Genomic DNA, 20,246 nt, shown 5'->3' with positions numbered 1-20,246 from the left:
AAGCAGCGATCTCATGTCGCCGTTGACCGCATTGGTGTCGTGGTTTTTGATCTATGTCAAATGCGTTGCATCTAGTGCAACGTCCGATGGAGATCACAAATGGCTGAACGCATCGTCATCCTGGGGGCCGGACACGCTGGCGGCGCGACCGCTATCGCCTTGCGAGAGCTCGGTTTTTCGGGATCAATCTTCGTCATCGGCGACGAGGCCCACCCCCCCTACGAACGTCCAAGCCTGTCCAAGGAATACCTGTCCGGCGAAGAGGCCGATCCGGTCTGGCTGGCTCCTGCGGAACGCTGGGCCGAGTTGGACGTGACCCTGAAACTGGGCGTCGAGGCCGTCGCCATCGACCGCGACAGGAGCGAGATTCGGCTGGCCGACGGCTCGGTCGAGCCCTTCGACAAGCTGGTCCTGGCCATGGGGGGCCGCGTGCGTCGCCTGCCCCTGCCCGCTCATCCCGCCATCCGCTATCTGCGCACCGCCGACGACGCCCGCGCCATTGCAGCGGCGGCGACGCCCGGCGCCCGCGCCCTGGTGATCGGCGGCGGCGTGATCGGGCTGGAGGCCGCCTCGACCCTGCGCGGTCTGGGCCTGACCGTCACGGTGATCGAGGCGAGCGAGCGGCTGCTGGGCCGCAACGTCCCCGCCGAGGCCGCCGAGTGGCTGGCCGCCGCCCACGCGCGCATCGGCGTCGATGTGAAGCTGGGACGGTCGCTGCAAGCGCTGGAAGACTCCGCCGACGATTCCGTTCTGGCGCGGCTGGACGACGGCTCGACCATTGAGGCCGACCTGATCGTTGTCGGCATCGGCATCATTCCCTCGACCGAAATGGCCGAGGCGGCGGGCCTGCCGGTCGCGGGCGGGGTTCTGGTCGGCGAGGATTACCGCTCGCCCGCCGACGACCGCATCTTCGTCGTCGGCGACCTGACCGCCCGGAAGCGGGATGGCGCTGCCGCCCGCATGGAAACCTGGGCCCACGCCCAGACCTCGGCCCGCGGTGCCGCCCTCGCCATCATGGGCCAGCCCGCCGAGATCGAACCGACACCCTGGTTCTGGACCGCCCAGTGCGGGCACAACCTGCAGATCCTCGGCGATCCGGCGGCGGGCGACGCGGTCGTGTCACGCGGCGAAACGGTGCGCCTCTACCTGCGCGACGGCGCTCTGGTCGGCGCCGTCTGCCTGGACCAACCGCGCGACTTCGCCGCGGCCCGTCGCCTGATGGGCAAGATCCTGATCGCGGAAACGGCCAGCGATCCGACGACCGACCTCCGCAAGGCGGTCGCCACCTGAGCCGTCAGATCGACGGACGCACCCCGCCCGTCGCCCGGGTGATCTCGTCGCAGACCTCGATCAGGCGTTCGCGCGCCTGATCGTCGTATTCCGGCTTGAACACGTCGGTGGCCAGCACCGTGGCGGTGAAAATCGCCTCGCCCTGCAGGTCGAAGATCGGCACGGCGGTGGCCCGCAGGCCGGGGATCAGATCCCCGCGCATGGCGGAATAGCCCTCGCGCCGAACCCGCTCGCGCAGGCCTTGGACATCGACCGGCTGGAACTGAGGCTGTGTCTCGCGCTCGACCATCTGCCGCGTCGCCGCCTCGGGCCGGAAGGCCAGAAACACATGCCCCGTCGCCGAGCTGAGCAGCGGCAGGGGCGAGCCCACCATCAGCGAGGTCGAGATGGCGGGCGTGCCCATGATCCAGCGCACCACGATCGGTCCGGTCGGGCCCAGGGCGCCCATCTGCACCGTCCGCCCCGTCTCGACGACATAGTCGGTCAATGCGATCGCCGCCTCGCGGAAACTGTCCATCCGCGACAAGGCCGCCAACCCCAGACGCAGCGCCCCCGAACCCAGCTCATAGCGCCCCGTCGCCGCATCCTGGCGCGCCATGCCCGCCGCGATCAGACTGGCCAGATAGCGATGCGCCTGCGACGCCGACAGGTCCGACGCCTGGGCTATGGCCCCCAGCGCCGCCGCCCCGTTCTGCGACGCCAAAACCTCCAGCACGCGCAGGCCGATGCCCACGGACTGAATCCCCTGCCGCCGCTCACCTGCTTCGCTCATCCGTCTTGCCCACCGCCGCGTTTGTCGGCGCCAACCTACAGTCTTTTGTTCCCGCGCACCCGCATTGATCCGCGCCATCACCTTACTGGCAAGCCTCAAACTCACCGAGTTTGACTGGAGACTGCGGCTAGGTGATGCTGATTTACGGGCAGAGTTTCTGCGCAGCGCGGCCGGTCCCAAAGCACGCTCTGATCGACGGGCTGGGGCGCCTGGTCGCCTTCCTCGTCACGCCAGGCCAGCGCGGCCACGCTCCCTTCGCCGCCGACCTGATACAGGCCGTCCCGGTATCCGCCGCGTGGCGACCCGATACGACAAACTCGCCTGCACCTATGCCGCTGCCGTGGCTTTGACCGCTATCGCCTCATGGTGGTTATGAGTCTTGGCCCTAGTCGGGTGCAGGCTTCCGTTAGGTCGTCCCTGCCGCCGCAATCCCGACTATTGCCTTTACGCCACGCGCCTTCATCTTGATCTGTCCTTCGCTGTTCAGAACGTGATCGAAACCCCTGCCGTCGGCCCGTGCCCCGTCATGTTCCAGACGAAGCGGTCGCCGGTGAAATCGCTCTGCTCGTACTCCTGAAAGAGCACTGCATAGCCCACGCGCAGCAGCGCCGGTCGTGTCAGCACGACCGTACGATAGCCGAGCGAGGCGTGCGCGTTCAGGCTGAACCGATCACCTGGATCAAAGCCGCCGACATCCAGGTGGCCCGTGAGCTTCCAGCGCGCATTGAGGTCGGCGTCCGTGCGGACGCCCACGATGATATCAGTCCACTCGGCCTGTTTACCGACCTCGATCAGTCCGGGCACGGCGAGGTCGGCTCGCGCTCTCGACCATCTGGCGCCGGCAAGGGGGCGAATGCGAAACAGACGCGGCGCGCCATGCACCGTGCGGCCGCCCAGTTCTTCCTCGTGCGCGACATAGTAGACGGCTCCAGTCAGGCTTCGTAGTCGAATGTCGGCCTCAAGCGGCAAACCCATGACGCGTCGCTCATCCCGACTGTCCGTGCCCTGATAGTCGACATAGCCGCCCCAGCGCGCGCCTTCGACGGAGACTTCGCCCATGAAGACGCCCTCCACCTTTTCGAAGGCTTCCGAGAAGGGCACATGGATGGGAGAGGATAGACCCGCCCCCTGCAACTTGCCTTCCGTGGACTTAGCCCAGACATATGGGCTGATGTTCACCCGCCATCGGGGATCAGGATGCTCTTGCCCCACAGCGACGCCGGCGACCGCCAAGGCAGCGGCTAGTGATGTCCACCCACAAACCTGTCGCATGAACAAAGCCCTCCGATGCGGAGAACGGCGATCTCCAAAGAAGGTTGCGCGGCTGAAGTCGCGGGTTTTCCACCTGCGGTCTACGGCAATGAAATCCCGCCTGACTCGCCTAGGTCCCATCGACATCTAGGGATTCCCCAACGACGTGCTGCATAACTCATAGGTTTCCGCAACGGACGTTGAAACACAGTCGGAACTCGGACCTTCAGCTTCAGTAAATCAGCCTTACGCCGGCGCTGAGGATGCGCGGGGGGCCGAGGCCCTCAACGCCTGTCCCGGTCTCCGACACCTCGACCTCGACGTCGAACAGGTCGTCGGCGACGAGCCACAGCGACGACGTGTCATTGACCCTCCAGTCGGCGCGGACATCCGCCGTCACGACCGCCCCGAGGACGCGGCTGTTCAGGTCGTCATCGAACCGCTTGCTCTCGTAGCGCGCGCGGGCCGCCAGGCTCAGGCGGTCGCTGGCGCGCCAGTCGATACCGGCCGAGGCGCTCCAGATCGGCGCCTGGGCCGGGCGCAGGCCGGTCAGTTGCGGAGCGACCGATCCGCCGTCCACACGGGCGTCGGTGATCGACACGGCGCCGATCAGGTCCAGCCCCCCGCGCAGGGTCTGGCGCGCGCTGATCTCGACGCCCGTCGCTTCAATGGTCCCGGCGTTCTGGCGCTGGCGCAGCACGCCGCCGGCGGGCACGAAGCCCGCGCGGGGGAAGGTTCCCGGCCCCTCGCCTATGGTGACGTTGACGATGGCGTCCTCGATCCGGTTCCAGAACAGGGTCGCCGTCAGCGCCGAAATGGGCCCCTCGAACGCCAGGCCGGCCTCGACGCCTTGCAGGGTTTCAGGGACGAGACCGGCATTGGCCTCGGTCAGATCGTTGCCGACGCGAAAAGGCCTATGCAGTTCGTTCAGGGTGGCAGGGCGGAAGCCGGAATAGGCCGCAGCGCGCGCCGCCAAGCCGCCGCCGATCATCCGCCGCGCCGCCAGACGGGCGCTGACCACCTCGCCCGAGCGTTCGGGATCGGCCTCGTCCAGCGTCGGCGCGCCGGTGGCCCGATCACGCTCCAGCCGACGCCCGTTCTCGTTCTTCCAGCCGTCCAGACGCAAGCCCCCGGCAACCAGCCACGGCCCGTTCTCCAGCGAGCCCTCGCCGTAGACGCCCGCCACCGAGGTCTCGCCCCCGGCGATGCGGTCTCGCGTGTAGTCTCCGACCATGTAGCGGAACCGTTCGTGCGTCTCGCCCTCGCTGAAGCGGGCGTCGGCGCCGATCTCCCATTCCGCGCGTCCGCCCAGCAGACCCTCACGGCGGCCGCGCAGGGCGGCGTTCACGCCCCAGCCCGTGGCTGGCGTCTCGTATTGATCATTGGCGGGCGTCGTCGTCACCCGATCCGCCGCCACGGCGACCGAGGTGTTGGCGAAATCGCTCTCTCGCCGCCAGGCCTGCAAACGCCAGCCCGCCTGTTCGGTCGTCGCCTGCCGCGCGACGGCGGCAGACAGCACATGGCCGCTGGCGGTCGAGCGGGCGCCGGCCAGACCGGAGCCGCGATCCTCTTCATAGGCGCCCGCGCGCAGCGACAGGGCGGCCTCGCCCAAGGGCAGATCCGCGCGCAGGGAAGCGCTCTTCGCCTCCAGATCCAGCGGCGTGTCCGCGGCCCCCGCCGCCGCGCCGCGCACAGGCACATAGCCGTCGCTGGTTTCATAAAGGACCGACCCGGTCAGCCGCGCCGACCCGGCGTCGACGCCGCCTGACCCCGCCAGCCGCGCCCCGCCACGCTCGGCGATGGAGGCGTCCAGCACCCCGCCGCGCTCGCGCTCTCTCACTTGGATCACCCCGGTCAGGGCGCCCGCGCCGTAAGGGCCGGCCCCGGCGCCGCGCACGATGTCCAGGCTCTCGATGCTTTCAGTCGGCAGTTGCGACCAGATCACCCAGCCGCCGAAGGGATCGTTCAGCGGCACGCCGTCCAGCGTCACCAGCGTCCGCCCGGCGCCCGATGGCGCGATGGCGCGCAAGGATATCCCCTGCGTCGTCGGGTTGGCCGCCAGACTGGAGGTGCGCCGGAACAGGGACACCGCCGGAACCGTCGCCAAAGCCTCGTCCAGACGCGTGGAGGTCGACAGCGTCTCCTCGCCCAAACGGATCACCGAGAAGGCCGCCTCTCCCGCCGCCGGCGGCAAGCGCGCGGCGGTGACGATGACGTCGTCGACAGAGGTGGTCTGCGGCTGGAACTCTATCACTCGAACTTCCCTGTCGTTCGCCTAGCGTGGCGGCAGCGCCTTCGACAGATAGTCGATGACCGTGTTGATGTCGTCCGCCGAGGCCTGCATCCCGTTCGACTCCATGCGAGCGACGATGGAATCCCACTCCGCCTCTGTGTGGCCGTTGGCTGTGACCAGAACCAGAGAATGGCAGGTGCCGCACAGGCGCTGAGCCACGTTGCGCCCCGCCCCCTGCGGCAGGACGCCGGGCTGAACCACCGCCTTGACCGGCTGAGGCGCCGGGGCCGGCGGGGCGACCACCTGAACCGGCGGCGTGGCCTTGGTCGGGGCTGCTGACACGACGACAGCCTCAGGTTCAGGTGCAGGTTCGACCGGCAACGCAACTTCAGGCGGGAGAGCCGGCGCTTCAACCAAACCGTGCGCAGGGAGCGCCGCCGGAACGGCCTCAGCCGCTACGACCTTGTGAGACCCATCCGCCGGATCGGACGGCTCACAAGCGGACAGACCCACGGCCAGGATGAACGCGACACCCGCGCCCAATCGCGGGATGGAGACAGGACGCATCGCCATCACGCCGCCTCCGCCGCAGTCGGTTCTGCGATGCGTTCCACCCGCCCGACCAGGAAGGTGTAGGAGAAGGCGCCGATCAGAGCGAGGACGCCGATCATGGCCAGGCCGCCGAAGAAGGAGCCAGTGGCCGCGACGATGAAGCCGATCATCATCGGCGTCACAATGCCTGCCAGATTGGTGCAGAAGTTGAACACCCCCGCCGTCAGCCCGATGAGGCTCTTGGGCGCGACATCCGAGATCAGGGTCCAGCCAAGGTTGGACATGCCCTGGCCGAAGAAGGCGACCGACATGACCGCGATCACCAGGGCGTCGGATTTCAGGAAGGCCGCCGAGATGATGGTCGAGGACAACAGCAGACCGGCCACGATCGGCAGCTTGCGGCCAAAGGTGGCCGAGCCGCTGCGCTTGACCAGGGCGTCCGACAACTGACCGCCGAAGACCACGCCGACCGAGGCGGCGATGAAGGGCAGCACCGCCATCCAGCCGACTTTCAGCCAGGGCATGTCGCGCTCGACCACCAGATAGGTCGGGAACCACGTCAGGAAGAAGACCAGGGTGGCGTTAGTGGCGAACTGGCCGATCGAGGCGCCCAGGATCTGGCGCTTGCTCAGCAGCCAGCCGATCTGTTTCCACGAGAAGGGCGTCTTGCCGGTCGCGGAGGACAAACCACCGCCGCCCGCCGCGATGTGATCCAGTTCCGCCTGATTGACCCTGCGGCTGTGCTCCGGGTCGCGATAGACCCACCACCACAGACCTGCGAACAATACGCCGATCACGCCGGCGATGATGAACAGCGCTCGCCAGCCGAAGGTCCCCGTCACCCAGAAGAGGACCGGGCTGAGGAAGGCGATGCCGAAATACATGCCGACCGAATAGACGCTCTGGGCGCGGGCGCGTTCGCCCTGCGGGAACCAGGCGACCAGGATACGGCTGTTGGCCGGGAAGCATGGCGCCTCGGCGGCGCCCAGTCCCAGGCGATAGATGATTAGCGAGGTCAGGCCGGTGGCCGCTCCCTGCAAGCCGGTGAAGATCGACCACACCCCGACCGATAGGGCGTAGGTCAGTCGGACGCCAAAGCGGTCCAGGAACATCCCGCCCGGAATCTGGGCCAGGGCGTAACTCCACGAAAAGGCCGAAAACAGGACGCCCATGGTGGCCGCGCCCAGCGCGAGATCCTCGGCCATGCGCGGCGCCGCGACCGCCAGAAGCGAGCGGTCCAGATAGTTAATCATGGTGCCGACGGCGATCAGGGCCAGCACGACGTATCGCGCATGGGTCCGCTTGGGCGGCGTGACGGGCAGGGCTGCGTCCATTGGGATAATCCACTGACTATAGGACGGTCCGACAGACGTCGGATCGGGAGGCGCCCCGCGAAACCGTCAGGCCTCGCGGGGCGGTCGGCGCTAGGGGAGGACGAAGGCGTTGAGGGTGTCCGACATTCGTCTGGCGGCGACGGCTGTGCCCCCTGCCCCGGTCACGACGACATATTGTTTGCCGTCCTTGCCGAGGTAGGTGACAGGCGTGGAATGGGCGCTGGCGTCCAGCTCGACCGACCACTTCACCTCGCCGGTGCGGGCGTCGAAGGCCCGGAAGGTCTGGTCGTTGGTCGCGCCGATGAAGACCAGGCCGCCGGCGGTCTGGATATTGCCGCCCAGATTGCGCGCGCCCGTGGCGACATCGGTCTTCAGACCCGGGATCGTCCCCAGCGGCGCACGCCACAGGATCTCGCCCTTGCTGATGTCGACCGCGACCAGTTCGCCCCAGGGCGTCGGCGTGCACGGCAGCATGGTGTCGGCATCGATCCGGTAACTGAAGCCCGACTGGGTGATCGGCGCGCTCGGATCAACCGGCCCCCGACGACGCGGCGGACGCGGCCCGCCGAAGATCGGCGTCACCGGACCGGCGGCGCGGAATTGGCCCATGTTCTGAACATTGACGATGAAGACGTCAGACGTCGGGCTGTAGGAGGGACCGCCCCAGTTCGGACCGCCCAGAGTCGAGGGGAAGCTGAGGGTGCCGCGCGTCATCAGCGGGCGTCCGTACAGGCCCGTCACCTGGATGTTGTTCTCGTCCCAGAAGGCGGTGCAATAGGCGTGCTGCTCGGGCGTGATGTTGGGGATTTCGTCGCGCGTCATGGTCACACGCGCCAGCGGGCCGGGTCGCACCGGGAAGGGCTGGGTCGGCCAGGCGACGTCGGCCGGATCGTCGCTGCGCGGCGTCGGCCGTTCCTCGATTTCATGCAGGGGACGCCCGGTCTGGCGGTCATAGACGAACAGCAGGCTCTGCTTGCCGGTCAGGGCCACGGCCGGGATGGTACGGTCGCCCTCACGGAAGTTCACCAGAACCGGCGGGGTCGGCATGTCCCAGTCCCACAGGTCCTTGTGCGTGACCTGATGGTGCCACCTCAGCGCGCCGGTCTGGGCGTCGAGGGCGATGATGCTGTTGGCGTAGAGCTCAGACCCCTGGGCCCGACCGTTCAGGTCGCCGACGGGAGCGAAGACGATGCCGTTTTCCTCGTCGATGGTGATGGTCGACCAGACGTTGGCGCCGCTGCGGTCCTTCCATTCATCGCCGACATAGCCCTCGTGGTTGGCCTCACCCGGCTGGGGCACGGTATGGAAAGACCAGACCAGTTCTCCGGTGCGGACATCCCAGGCGCGCACGTCGCCACGCGGTCCAGGCGGCCCCATTTCTCCGGGGCGAGCGCCGGTGATCATCAGGTTTTTGTAGATGGCGACCGGGTTGGGAATGGTGAAGGTGTCGCGCCGGCTCTCGCCCACGACCTCGGACGCCACGCCGACATAGGCGTCGACCTGGCCGTTCTGGCCGAAGTCCGTCGCCAGTTGACGCGTGCGCACGTCCAGCGCCGCCAGATAGCCCTTGTCGGTGGCGAAGATGATGCGCGGGCCATGGGTTTCGTCGCCCGGCCACCAGGCGATGCCGCGACCGTGGATGTTGCGGTCCGATTCCCATTTCCACAGCACCTCGCCCGTTTCGGGCGACAGGGCGGTGATGGTGGACTTGAGGACGGGCAGGTTCGGATTGGTCGGGGTCGAGACGTACATCACGCCGTCGATCACCAGCGGCGTCACCTCCCAGCGGTGATCCAGACCCCGGTCGCCCTCCTCGTCCGTGCCGCCGCCGTAACGGAAGGTCCAGGCGCGCTTCAGCTGGCCGACGTTGTCGGGCGTGATCTGCGTCAGGGGCGAGAAGTTGGTCGCGCCGGGGTTCTGGCCATAGCTGCGCCAGGTCCTGCCGTCGTCAGTCGGGGCGCCAGCGGTCTGGGCCAGAGCCGGGGTTCCGGCCATGAGGATCAGCGACAGGCAGGCGCCGACGCCTTTCAGGGAGCGTCTGGTCATGGGGCGTTCCTTTGCGATTTTCATTGTTGGGGCGCGTCGGGCGTGACGTCGGCGTCGGTCAGGCCGAGGGCCCATTTGATGCCTTCGAGATGGAAGGTGCGGACGGCGGGGTCGTCCCAGATCTGCTCGACGTGGCCCATCGAACTGACGAAGACCCGGCCCTTGCCGTAGGTCTTGGCCCAGGCGACCGGGAAGTCGTCATCAGGACGACGCGCCAGCTGCTCGGGCGTCAGCCGCGACGGATCAAGGCGCAGGATGGTGTGGAAGCCCCCCTTCACATAGGGCGCGCCCATATAGGGAAACTGGTCGGTGATGGTGGTCGGCAGGCCTGCCGCGCCGGGGAAATGCGGGTCCTGCACGATGACGCCCGTCGGCTCCACCCGATACTCGCCGGCCATGAAGCCGCCGATCATCTCACCGTAGTCAGGCCAGTCATAGAAGGCGATCGTCGCGGCGTGGCCGCCGATGAAGCCCTTGCCGTCCTCTTTGACAAAGGCCAGCAGGTCGGCCTTCTGCTGGTCGGACAGGTTGCCCGAGCCGCTGCTCAACAGGAAGACGGCGTCGAAATAGTTGAGGTTGCGAGCGTTGACAGGCCGCCCCTCATAGCGCGTCCCGGTCCCGAGGATGGGCTCACGGGTGATCAACTGGGAGTCGGTGCGAAGGAAGGCGACATAGGCCCCGCTTTCGCGCCCCATTTGCTCGATCACCGCCATCGCGTGATTGATCGAGTCGTGATGGAAGCCGGTCTGGACGTCGGCGATGACCAGCAGCTTCTTCTGTCCGGCATAGGGGTCTGCCATGGCCTGGCCCGGCGCGGGCGCCTGGGCGGCGGCGAGGCCTGCACCCGCCCAGACGGCTGTCGCCGTCATCAGCGCCGCCAGCCTCATCTTCAGTTTGATCACTTGGTCCCTCCTCAGAAAAACACCTCGACCGGAGGCGGCCCCTCGCCGCCCCCGGTCAAAGCCGGCTCAGAACGCCTTGGTCAGCTCCAGCGACCAGACCCGTCCGAACGGGTTGTGGTTGCCCAGGTCCACCGCCGTCGTGCCGCTGAGCACGATGGGCGGCTGTTCGTCGGACAGGTTCTGGACGTTCACCGCCAGACGAACCCCGTCGAGCACGCCGCCAAAGCGCCCGTCCTCGAAGGAATAGGCCACGCCCGCATCCCAGGTCGTCCAGGTCGGGACTTCCGTCTCGGGCAGCTTGACCCCGTTCACGGTGATGGTCGCATTATTCAGGTAGGAGCCGACGTAGTTGGCGCTCAGGTTGGCGCTCAGCCCGCCCCGACGATAGTTGACGTTGAAACGTCCGCGCTCGGACACCTGGAAGCCATAGGTGTCCAGGGCGTCGAACAGAGGACCGCCTGCGACCACGCTCTTCTCGAGGTTCAGAACCTTGGAGAAGCTGGCGTTGAAGGTGAAGTCGCCGAACGCCGTCTCGTGCAGATAGTTGGCGCCGAAATCGAGCCCGCTCTGTTTCACCTCGCCCAGGTTGAGACGTCCGCCGGCGATGACCCCGACCATGGAGCAGTCGTTGATGGTCGAAGGCGAGAAGACCGCGTTCTTGTCGGTCAGCCAGGGCAGATAGGCCGGATTATAGGTCGAGTAATCGCCGTTGACGCAGGTCGTCGGCTGCGGCGCCTTGATGAAGAAGTCCTTGTACAGCTCCAGGTTTTCCGGGCTGGACAGGATCAGCGTCTGGTTCGGAAGGTTTTCGATCCGATCTTCGTATCTCACGTTGTAGTAGGTGACGCTGAGCTTCAGCGACGGCAGGTAGTTGGGACGATAGTCCCCGCCCAGCGACCAGATGGTCGCCGATTCCGGCCGCAGCCCCTCGGTGTTGCCGGTCCGCGACAGGACCGCGCTCTGACCCGAGGACACATTAGTGATCGGGATGGTCGGATCGTTCAGGCCATTGCTGACATAGACCCGGTTGGTCTGACCGACCGTGGCCGGGTTTGCCTCGATCAGGGTCGGCGCCCGGAACGACGTGCCCCAGCTGCCGCGGATCAGCAGTTCATCGGTCGGCCGCCAGGTCAGGCCGATCTTGGGATTGGTGGTGTCGCCCGCATCCGAATAGCTGTCGTAACGAACGGCGGCGCTCAGATCGAGCGACTGCATGAAGGGCACACCCATGTCGTTCGACACGATCGGCACGAAGACTTCGCCAAAGGCTGACTTCACATCGCGATCGCTCTTGGTGAAGCGCGAAACCTGATAGTCGCCCGCCAGGTTCAGGGTGTTCTGCGCCTTCAGATAGAGCTTATAGCGCGAATATTCCGCGCCGGCCGCCAGACGAACCGCGCCGGCCGGCAGGTCGAACAGAACCCCGTCCACCTTGCCCACCGCGTCGAGCAGCACGGTGTCGTATTGCTGGATGAAGCCGCCGACCAGAGCCTGAGCACCCGCCTGCGGACCTTGCAGGAAGGGATTGAACCCCCACGACGCATTACTGGCGATGACGTTGGCCACAGTCGTGTTCACCTGCGGCTGGCAGACGTTGCACGAGTCGGTCTTGCCGTAGGTCAGCAGGCCCGAGAACCGATAGTCCTTCGGCAGCTCCAGCGTCATGTCGATCGAGTGGTTGATCGTCTCCTCGCGATTCTTCTGATCGCGCGAGGTGTCGGGATTGTTGAGCGAGTAGTTATAGACGACGGTCTGGTTCGCCGTCGGGTTGGGCATGCCCGGAATATAGTAGGGACTGCCGGGCGTCAGGCGGATGGCCACCCGTTCGAACCCGTCGCCGGAGCGCGATTCATTGGTCCGCAGATTATAGATGCCCGTGTAGCCCACCTCGAAACCCGGGGCGAGTTCCTGGCGCAGCTTGAACATGGCCGCATGGCGTTCACGAGCCGTGTAGAAGTCATACAGATACGAGGAATCAAACAGCTCCGGATCGCCGCTCAGGGCGATCACATCCGCCGCCGTCGGCACAGCGCCATTGGTGTTCGGCAGGCCATAGACGGTGTTGCCGATGATCAGAGCGCCGGGCGCGTCGGGATAGACGGTCGTCCCTATCAGGCGGTTGTCATTCCCGCCAAAGGGCCGCAGATCCTGCATCATATAGTCACGCTCGCTGCGTGGAACGCTGTCGTTCTTGTCCCAAGAACCGGCGAACATGGCGCTGCCGCCAGCCCAGGTCTTGCCGATCACCCCATCGATAACATACTGATTATACAGCGAGTTGGTGTAGCGGGTCGTGACCTCGGCGCCGTCGTAGTTGCGACGTGTGATGTAGTTGACCACGCCGGCCACAGCGTCCGAGCCATAGATGGCCGAGGCGCCGTCGGTGACGACCTCGACCCGCTCGATGGCGGAGAAGGGAATAAGGTTGGGGTCGGACACCTGGGCGTTGCCGCCCTGGGGCACGACGCGTCGGCTGTCGAACAGGACCAGGGTGGCGTTGTTGCCCAGTCCGCGAAGGTTGACGCCGGCGGCCCTGCCGCCAGACGAGGCCAGGGTCGTGCCCTGGCTGGAAGCCTGCGGCAGGCTGGCGACCAGGGCGCTGGCGTCGCGCGCCGGGGCCTGGACCAGGTCTTCACGCGACATGCCGACTGTGGCCGACCCAACCGGAGCCACCCCCCGGATGGCCGTGCCGGTGACGACGATGTCCTCGACCTGAACCGCCTGTTCTGGTTCCGGCGCGGCTTCCTGCTCCTGGGCCAGAACCGGGCCGGCCGACAAAATTCCAACCGCTGCGGCGGTTCCCATCAGAATACGACGAATGTTTCTCCCCTCGCTGCCAGGCAGCGAGTTCCGCTCTTCCTTACGCATTGCATACTCCCCATATTGGCGACTTCTTTTTGAGTCGCCATTTTTTGTTTTATTTGTTTGAACTAGATTTAGACTTGCTCTCTATTGAACTCTTTCGGTCAAGCACTCCGACCGCTCTACTCAGGACAGGCTTGTCGATCATCCTGCCGTTGACGGCGAAGGCGCCCTGCCCGGCCATGCGGGCGGCGTCCACGATCGCCAGGGCCTCGGACACCTCGGCCTCGCTGGGCGCGAAGACCTGGTTCAACACGGCGATCTGATCGGGATGGATGCAGGTGGCGCCGACATGGCCCAGCCGCCGCGACCGCTCGGCCAGCCGACGATAAGCGTCCAGGTCGTCAAAGCGCGTGGCCGGTCCCGCCAGACCCAGGGGCAGAACCCCGGCCGCCACGGCGGCGATGATCATCTGCTGACGCGGATAGGTCAGCAGTTCCTCTGACGGCTCGACCCCCAGGTCACGCGCGAAATCCTCATTGCCCAGGTTGACCGCAGCGATCCGCGCGCTGGCCCCCAGGCTGGCCGACATCGACAGGAAGCCGCGGGCGGTCTCGATCAGAACCACCAGGCGCGTCGCGCCGACCTCTCGCCCCGCCGCCCGTTCAGCCGACGCGATGACCGGCTCCAGACGCAGGATGTCGTTAGCGCTCTCAACCTTGGGCACGACCAGGGCGACAGCGCCGGCGGCCACAGCGGCGGCGATATCGGCGTCCGCCAGGTCCGGCTCGGCGTTGATCCGCACCAGCACGTCCGCGCCCCAGCGCCCGACGGCATTCACCGCCGACTTGAGGACCTTGCGCGCAGCGGTCTTGTCTTCGGTCGGCACCGCGTCCTCGAGATCGAGGATGACGCCGTCCGCCTGGGCCAGTCGCGACGAGGTCACATGCTTGTCGCGATGGGCCGGAACATACTGCAGCGAACGCCAGACCGTGGTCATGCCGCGTCCTCCGCCCGAGCGACCGCAGCGCCGGCGACGACGCCCTCGGCGATCAGGCAGGCGACCTGAACCTCATCCAGACCCAGTTCGGCCAGCAGTTCGGCATTGTGCTCGCCCAGAGCCGGCGCCGCTGCCCGGATCGACCCGGGCGTGTCGGACAGACGCGGCACCACGTGATGCATCGGCAGCAGATCAAGTTCGGCATCGGGATAGTCGGCCAGGATCTCGCGTTCGATGACGTGCGGGTCCTGCATGATCTGGGCGATGTCATAGATCGGGCCGACCGTGACCTCGGCAGCCTCCATCAGGGCGACCAGCTCCGCCTGATCGTGACGCCCGATGAAGTCGCCGATGGCGGCGTCCAATTCGACCACATTCGCCAGTCGGTCGGCGTTGGTGGCGAAGCGCGGGTCCGAAATCATGTCCTCGCGCCCGATGGCCTTGAGAATGCGCATGGCCATGGTCTGGGTCGAACCCGACAGGCCGACATACTTGCCGTCCCGGCAGCGATAGACGTTGCGCGGCGCCGAGTTGCTGGACCGGCTGCCTTCGCGTTTGCGCGCCTGGCCCGACAGTCGGTAATTGGCTGCCTGCGGACCCAGCAGGGCGAACAGAGGATCATAGAGCGGCAGGTCGATCACCTGTCCCTTGCCGCCGGGACGTTCGGCCTCGCGCAGGGCCAGCAGCGCCGCCGAGGCGCCGTAGGAGCCGGCCACGCCGTCCGCCAGATACATGGGCGGCAGCACCGGCTCGCGGTCGTCGAAGCCGTTGATGGCCGCAAAGCCCGACATGCCCTCGATCACCGTGCCGAAGCCCGGCCGCTGGCCATAGGGGCCGCCCTGCCCCCAGCCGGAGACCCGCACGATCACCAGCCTGGGATTGATCGCGTGCAGCACCTCGGGGCTGAATCCCATCTTCTCCAGCACGCCCGGCCTAAAGCTCTCGACGAGGATGGCGGCGCTCGGGACCAGCTTCAGGAAGATGTCCGTCGCCTGCGGATTGCGCAGGTCCAGACCCAGGCTCTTCTTGTTGCGCGCGTAGATTTTCCAGTGCGTCGAGACGCCCTTGGTCTTCCAGCCGCGCAGGGTATCGCCCGCAGGCGGCTCGACCTTGATCACCTCGGCGCCGAAGTCACCCAGAATTTGGGTCAGGACATTGCCCGCGAACAGGCGCGACATGTCCAGCACCCGAACCCCGTCCAGCGGGCCGACAGCGTCTGGCTGATAGTCCCGTCGATGGAGACCCTGAAGAAGCGGCGGGCCGTCAGTCATTGCCGGTCGCCAGGAAGTCGGCAATATCCCAGTAGCCGGTGCGGGGCATCGGCACATCGCCGCGCGTGCGCACTTCCAGCAGGAAGGGACCGCGCTCAGCCATGGCGGCGCGAACGCCAGCCTCCAGATCGGACGGCTCCTCGATCAGGGCCGACTGGATGCCGAACGACTTGGCCAGAAGCTGGAAGTCGGGGTTGTAGAGCTCTCCGTCCCGCGAGCGGAATTCCGTGCCCTGCTTGTTATTGAAATAGGTCGTGCCGACGGTGCGGATAGTCGAGTAGCAGAAGTTGTTGAACAGGACCCACAGCACCGGGATATCCAGCTCGACCGCCGTCGTCAGCGCGCCCAGCACCGACATCAGACCACCGTCGCCGACCAGACCCAGCACCTTGCGATCCGGCGCGCCCATGGCCGCGCCGACGGCGGCGGCGGGGGAATAGCCCATGGTCGCCATGCCGCCGCTGGTCAGGAAGCCGTTGCGCCCCTGGATCTCCAACTGCTGGCCGGCGCCGTTCTTGTTCCAGCCCACATCGGTGACGAAGATGGCGTCGGCCGGAGCCGCGTCAGACAGGACCTTCAGCAGGCGCGCCGGGTGGATCGGCTTGGTGTCGATCTCCTGCGTTTCCTTCAGCTCCTCGCGCCAGGCCGCCTTGGCGGCGTCCAGCCGCGCGCGCTGTGCCTCGACCACCGTCAACGGGCGGGGCTTATCGCCCAGGGCCGTCGAAAGCTGAGCCAGGGTCGCGCGGGCGTCGCCGACGATGCCGATATCGACCGGATAGCTCTTGCCGATCTCCTGCGGGTCCAGATCGATCTGGATCAGTTTCGTGCCCGGAATGTTGAAGGTGTGCTCGGGCCGCCAGGAGCTGCAATCCGCCTCGCCGAAGGCCGTGCCGACGGCCAGGATGACATCGGCGGTCCGCGTCATGTCGTTGGCGACGCGCGCCCCCCAGATGCCGGTCGTGCCCAGCGACAGAGAATGTTTCTCGGGGAAGACGCCCTTGCCGACCAGGGTGGTGGCCACCGGCGCGCCCAGTTGTTCCGCCAGCGCCTTCAGCGCGTCGTAGGCGCCGGAAAGGGCCACGCCGTTGCCGGCGAAGATGACCGGATTGGCCGCGGCCTTCAGCATGGCGACGGCCTCGGCCACGCCCTCGGCGTCGCCCATCGGCCGGGCGAAGTTGGGACGGCGCGAGCGGGTCTGGGCCTCGGCCGAAATCTTCTGGGCGAAGACATCCATCGGGATGTCCAGCAGCACCGCCCCGGGCCGTCCGGTCTGGGCGATGTTCAGGGCCCGGTGCATGACGTCGGGCAGATGGCGGGCGTCGTCCACGCGCCAGACCCGCTTGCAGATCGGCTTGAAGATGTCGCCCTGCGACGCGTCGGCGTGCAGGCGCATGCTCTGATGCGCCTCGCGGGGGTGGTGATAGGTCGGGGTGTTGCCGGTGATGACCAGCATCGGCGTTCCGTCCATCGCCGCCGAGGCCACGCCGGTCACGGTATTGGTCAGGCCGGGCGACAGGTGGACGTTGATGACCGCCAGCTTGCGCGACACGCGATAATAGGCGTCAGCGGCGTGAACGGCCTGCTGCTCGTGACGGAACGAGACATATTCGATGCCCAGCCGGTCGCAGGCGTCAATCAGGGCGTAGTTGGTGTGGCCGCACTGGCCAAAGACCTTCTCGACCCCCTCGTCCTTCAGGCATTGGGCCATGAAAATGGCGCCGGTTACGCTGTCTGCTGACATATTCAAATCCATCACAGGGTGATCGTGACGAGACGCTCTTGCGTCATCTCGCGCATGGCGTAGCGGGGGCCTTCCACCCCCACGCCGCTGTCCTTGACGCCGCCGAACGGCATCAGATCGACGCGGCTGCTGGAGGCTTCGTTCAGGTGAACCACCCCGACGTGCAGCCGCTCGGCCGCCTTAAGGGCGCGACTGAGGTCGCGGGTGAACAGGCCCGCAGCCAAGCCAAACGACGTGGCGTTCACGCGCTCGATGGCCTCGTCCAGCGTGTCGAACGGCAGCACCGTCAAGACCGGGGCGAAGATCTCCTCGCACAGCACCTTCGAGGCGGGATCGGCGTCGGTCAGGACCGTGGGCGTCAGGATGGCGCCGCGCCGTTCGCCGCCGGTCAGAACCCGTGCGCCGCGATCCGTCGCCTCGCGCACCCAGGTCTCGGCGCGCACGGCCTCGGCCTCGCTGATCATGGGGCCGACGTCGGTGGCGTGGTCGCGCGGGTCGCCGACCTTCAGCGCCTGAACCTGTTCCAGCAGCATGGGCAGGAAGCGGTCCATGACCGAGCGCTCGACAAACAGCCGCTGGGTCGAGGTGCAGGCCTGCCCCTGACGACGGAAGCCGGACTGGGCGCAACGCACGGCCGCCCGCTCCAGATCACCGTCAGCGCAGACGATGGTGGCGGCGATGCTGCCCAGCTCCAGCGCCGTGGCGCGCATTCCCCGGCTGGCGCTGATCGCCTTGCCGACCGGGGTGCTGCCGGTAAAGGTAAAGAAGTCCACGCCCGAATGGGCCGCCAGGGGCGCGCCGACCTCGGCCCCGCCGCCGTGGATCAGGTTGATCAGGCCGCCGGGAATCCCCGCTTCCAGCATCAGCTCGAACAGGCGCGTCGCCGACAGGGGCGTAGCGACCGGCGGCTTGAACACGACCGCATTGCCCGAGGCCAGAGCCGGCGCCACCTTGTGCGCCACCATGTTCAGCGGCGAGTTGAAAGAGCTTATGCCGCCGACCACGCCGCGCGGCACGCGGAGGGTATAGGCCATGCGGCCCGACTGGCCCGACGCCCCCTGGATCGGCACGATCTCGCCCGCCAGACGGCGACCTTCCTCGGCCGAAACGCGGAAGGTCTCGGCTGTGCGAACCACCTCGTTGCTGGAATCCTTCCACGGCACGCCGGACTCGGCGACGATCATATCGGCCAGGGCCTCGCGGTCGGCCAGGATAAGATCGCCGACCCGATTTAACAGGCGGCTGCGCTCGTAGGGTTCAAGGCGAACCATGTTGAACGCTGCACGGGCGGCGGCCACCGCCGCCTCGACCTGGGCCGGCGACGCCGACCGCAGGCGGCCCAGCTCGGCCCCCGTGAACTTGTCGACGACCGTGACAACGGCGCCTTCGCCCTCTGTCCACTGTCCGTCGATCAGCATTCTGATCTGATGGTCTTGTTTCATTGCCTCTTCCCTGTCCCTCGCCTCTTCGAGCGATGAGACCCTGCCGATCGGCGGGTTGCCCCATCGCTCGGTCGAGACCATTGGTAACGACCGTCAAACTCAAGAAATAGTGACGTTTGCTGGATCGATAGATGACGTTTCGTTATGTATCGATCTCACTAAGCGCTCACGGCGCCGGCCCTGCACGGGAGAGAGCCTTGAAGTTCGAGTTCCTGATGACCCTGAACTCCGTCCTGCGGCACGGCAGTTTCGCCAGCGCCGCGGACGACATGGGTCTGACCCCCAGCGCCGTCAGCCTGCAGATGAAGCGGCTGGAGGAGTATGTCGGCCAGCCCCTGTTCGACCGTTCGGGGCGGACCGTGCGCCCCACGCCCCTGGCCAGCGATCTGGCCGAGAGCATTCGCACCGCGCTGGATGCGGTCGAAGAGGCACGCACGCGCCATTCCGCCGCCCTGTCAGGCCGCGTCGTCATCGGGGCGATTCGCTCGCTCCAACCCACAATGATCCCTCTCGTTCTGCGGGAGATCGGCGACCGCCATCCCGGACTGGCCGTGCGCGTGATCCAGGGCGACTCCGGCGAGCTGCTCGATCACCTGAAAGCCGGGCGCCTCGACGGCGCCGCCCTGATTCGCCCCACCTCGGGCGGTTCCAGCCGCCTGAACTGGCAGGATCTGGAACGGCAGCCCTTTGTCTTCGTGGCGCCGCCCGACAGCACCGAGACCACGGCCGAGGCCCTGATCGCGCGCTACGACTGGATCCAGTTCGACACCTCGCTGACCAGCGGACGCACCGCCGCCAGCCACCTGCACCGTCTTTCGCCCGGCACTAGGCCGCGCTTCGAGCTGGAGTCCATCGAGGCCGTGCTGGCCATGGTGTCAGCCGGTCTGGGCGTGTCGATCATCCCGCGCCTGCCGGTCGCCCCGACCGTGCGGGCGCCTGTGCGCCAGATCCCGCTGGGCGTCAGCACGCCAACGCGTCAGATCGCCTTCGTCTGTCGTAACGGCGACGCCGACAATCGGCGCGTTCGGGCCATCCGCGACGCCTTCGCCAACGGCTATGGAATTACACGCGACGATGTCTGATCAGCCGCCGGCAGCGCCGGTTTTTGCCTTGCCAAGGTTTTCAGCGAGATAGTCCGAGATCTCGTATAGATCGTCCTCGGACGCCGTCATGCCCTTGGCGATCATCCGCGAAATGACCTGGTTCCATTCATCCTGAGTATGACGCTGTGTCGCGAACATGCCCGCGGAATGGCACTGGCCGCAGACGCGCTGGGTCATCTCCCGACCTGCGCCGTCAGGCAGAGCGCTCGGCGCGGCGGCGGCCAGCGGCGGCGAAGACGGCGCCTCCTGCGGTGCCCTCGTCATAGCGCCCAGCCCCCCGGCCAAGACCACGCCACCGACCAAACAAACGATAGTCCCCTTCATCACACCCTCCTTCCCCGCAATCACAAAACGCTGCAGGAGACGGCAGTATGCACGCTGAAATCCAGCTCGCTACGCAGAACTCTGTGGGCGCCCGAAACTCCCCGCATTAAGCGGACCTCCCGAACCGACGTACCCCTCCGGTGAAGGCCGCCTTGTTCGGCTGAGCCCATCGGCGATCCTGGA

At 66.9% G+C, this 20,246-nt stretch carries 15 protein-coding genes; 2 read left to right on the top strand and 13 right to left on the bottom strand.

The genetic code is table 11. The annotated features are described in order from the left end of the window. The first annotated feature begins 99 nt into the window (after window positions 1–99). Complete coding sequence (locus DXK21_RS13460; RefSeq protein WP_114818288.1) at window positions 100–1,290, top strand: NAD(P)/FAD-dependent oxidoreductase; 1,191 nt, start codon at window positions 100–102, stop codon at window positions 1,288–1,290. Window positions 1,291–1,294: 4 nt separating this feature from the next. Here DXK21_RS13460 and DXK21_RS13455 read toward each other — a convergent pair whose 3' ends face one another. The 12 genes from DXK21_RS13455 to DXK21_RS13395 all read right to left on the bottom strand — a co-directional run bounded on the left by DXK21_RS13455 (window position 1,295) and on the right by DXK21_RS13395 (window position 18,636). Continuing rightward, entirely contained in the window at window positions 1,295–2,062 is a 768-nt protein-coding gene (locus tag DXK21_RS13455) for an IclR family transcriptional regulator (protein ID WP_162790680.1), read from the bottom strand. 483 nt (window positions 2,063–2,545) lie between these two features. Continuing rightward, the gene (locus DXK21_RS13445; RefSeq protein ID WP_162790679.1) at window positions 2,546–3,295 is read right to left on the bottom strand and encodes a hypothetical protein; all 750 of its coding nucleotides are present in this window, start codon (window positions 3,293–3,295) and stop codon (window positions 2,546–2,548) included. Window positions 3,296–3,545: 250 nt separating this feature from the next. Continuing rightward, the gene (locus tag DXK21_RS13440) at window positions 3,546–5,567 is read right to left on the bottom strand and encodes a TonB-dependent receptor (RefSeq protein WP_114818284.1); all 2,022 of its coding nucleotides are present in this window, start codon (window positions 5,565–5,567) and stop codon (window positions 3,546–3,548) included. Between the two features lie 21 nt (window positions 5,568–5,588). Beyond that, window positions 5,589–5,888 (bottom strand): hypothetical protein, encoded by a 300-nt coding sequence (locus DXK21_RS13435; RefSeq protein WP_114818283.1) that lies wholly within the window; start codon window positions 5,886–5,888, stop codon window positions 5,589–5,591. Between the two features lie 230 nt (window positions 5,889–6,118). Continuing rightward, on the bottom strand, window positions 6,119–7,432 hold the full coding sequence (locus DXK21_RS13430) for an MFS transporter (RefSeq protein ID WP_114818282.1): 1,314 nt from the start codon (window positions 7,430–7,432) through the stop codon (window positions 6,119–6,121). 90 nt (window positions 7,433–7,522) lie between these two features. After that, entirely contained in the window at window positions 7,523–9,478 is a 1,956-nt protein-coding gene (locus tag DXK21_RS13425; RefSeq protein ID WP_162790678.1) for an outer membrane protein assembly factor BamB family protein, read from the bottom strand. Between the two features lie 20 nt (window positions 9,479–9,498). Continuing rightward, the gene (locus DXK21_RS13420; RefSeq protein ID WP_162790677.1) at window positions 9,499–10,380 is read right to left on the bottom strand and encodes a ThuA domain-containing protein; all 882 of its coding nucleotides are present in this window, start codon (window positions 10,378–10,380) and stop codon (window positions 9,499–9,501) included. Between the two features lie 66 nt (window positions 10,381–10,446). Beyond that, entirely contained in the window at window positions 10,447–13,248 is a 2,802-nt protein-coding gene (locus DXK21_RS13415) for a TonB-dependent receptor plug domain-containing protein (RefSeq protein WP_162790676.1), read from the bottom strand. 49 nt (window positions 13,249–13,297) lie between these two features. Next, window positions 13,298–14,182, bottom strand: a complete 885-nt coding sequence (locus DXK21_RS13410) for an HpcH/HpaI aldolase/citrate lyase family protein (protein ID WP_114818279.1) — start codon at window positions 14,180–14,182, stop codon at window positions 13,298–13,300. Continuing rightward, on the bottom strand, window positions 14,179–15,453 hold the full coding sequence (locus DXK21_RS13405; protein WP_114818278.1) for a CaiB/BaiF CoA transferase family protein: 1,275 nt from the start codon (window positions 15,451–15,453) through the stop codon (window positions 14,179–14,181). Before DXK21_RS13405 ends, DXK21_RS13410 begins: the two co-directional genes overlap by 4 nt. Continuing rightward, window positions 15,446–17,194 carry a thiamine pyrophosphate-binding protein gene (locus DXK21_RS13400; protein WP_162790675.1) on the bottom strand — a complete coding sequence of 583 codons (1,749 nt, stop codon included), beginning with the start codon at window positions 17,192–17,194 and terminating at the stop codon, window positions 15,446–15,448. The genes DXK21_RS13405 and DXK21_RS13400 overlap by 8 nt, the downstream gene beginning before the upstream one ends. A gap of 11 nt (window positions 17,195–17,205) precedes the next feature. Further along, window positions 17,206–18,636, bottom strand: coding sequence for an aldehyde dehydrogenase family protein (locus tag DXK21_RS13395; RefSeq protein WP_114818276.1), 1,431 nt, complete (start codon window positions 18,634–18,636; stop codon window positions 17,206–17,208). 197 nt (window positions 18,637–18,833) lie between these two features. Between DXK21_RS13395 and DXK21_RS13390 the strand changes: the two genes are divergently transcribed. Then, a complete protein-coding gene (locus DXK21_RS13390; protein ID WP_162790674.1) occupies window positions 18,834–19,718 on the top strand; it encodes a LysR family transcriptional regulator in 885 nt (294 codons plus the stop codon). Here DXK21_RS13390 and DXK21_RS13385 read toward each other — a convergent pair whose 3' ends face one another. After that, window positions 19,719–20,063 carry a hypothetical protein gene (locus DXK21_RS13385; protein WP_114818274.1) on the bottom strand — a complete coding sequence of 115 codons (345 nt, stop codon included), beginning with the start codon at window positions 20,061–20,063 and terminating at the stop codon, window positions 19,719–19,721. Between the last annotated feature and the right edge of the window lie 183 nt (window positions 20,064–20,246).

The sequence above is a fragment of the Brevundimonas bullata genome (genome assembly GCF_003350205.1).
Lineage (GTDB): Bacteria > Pseudomonadota > Alphaproteobacteria > Caulobacterales > Caulobacteraceae > Brevundimonas > Brevundimonas bullata.
The sequence above is the reverse complement of the archived record's forward strand: the minus strand, read 5'-3'. Positions and strand labels throughout refer to the sequence as shown.

Excerpts from the sequence above, each read along its gene's own strand:
- DXK21_RS13460 (WP_114818288.1), top strand. The coding sequence starts at position 100 with ATGGCTGAACGCATCGTCATCCTGGGGGCCGGACACGCTGGCGGCGCG.
- DXK21_RS13455 (WP_162790680.1), bottom strand. The coding sequence starts at position 2,062 with ATGAGCGAAGCAGGTGAGCGGCGGCAGGGGATTCAGTCCGTGGGCATC.
- DXK21_RS13430 (WP_114818282.1), bottom strand. The coding sequence starts at position 7,432 with ATGGACGCAGCCCTGCCCGTCACGCCGCCCAAGCGGACCCATGCGCGA.
- DXK21_RS13425 (WP_162790678.1), bottom strand. The coding sequence starts at position 9,478 with ATGACCAGACGCTCCCTGAAAGGCGTCGGCGCCTGCCTGTCGCTGATC.
- DXK21_RS13415 (WP_162790676.1), bottom strand. The coding sequence starts at position 13,248 with ATGCGTAAGGAAGAGCGGAACTCGCTGCCTGGCAGCGAGGGGAGAAAC.
- DXK21_RS13410 (WP_114818279.1), bottom strand. The coding sequence starts at position 14,182 with ATGACCACGGTCTGGCGTTCGCTGCAGTATGTTCCGGCCCATCGCGAC.
- DXK21_RS13405 (WP_114818278.1), bottom strand. The coding sequence starts at position 15,453 with ATGACTGACGGCCCGCCGCTTCTTCAGGGTCTCCATCGACGGGACTAT.
- DXK21_RS13400 (WP_162790675.1), bottom strand. The coding sequence starts at position 17,194 with ATGTCAGCAGACAGCGTAACCGGCGCCATTTTCATGGCCCAATGCCTG.
- DXK21_RS13395 (WP_114818276.1), bottom strand. The coding sequence starts at position 18,636 with ATGAAACAAGACCATCAGATCAGAATGCTGATCGACGGACAGTGGACA.
- DXK21_RS13385 (WP_114818274.1), bottom strand. The coding sequence starts at position 20,063 with ATGAAGGGGACTATCGTTTGTTTGGTCGGTGGCGTGGTCTTGGCCGGG.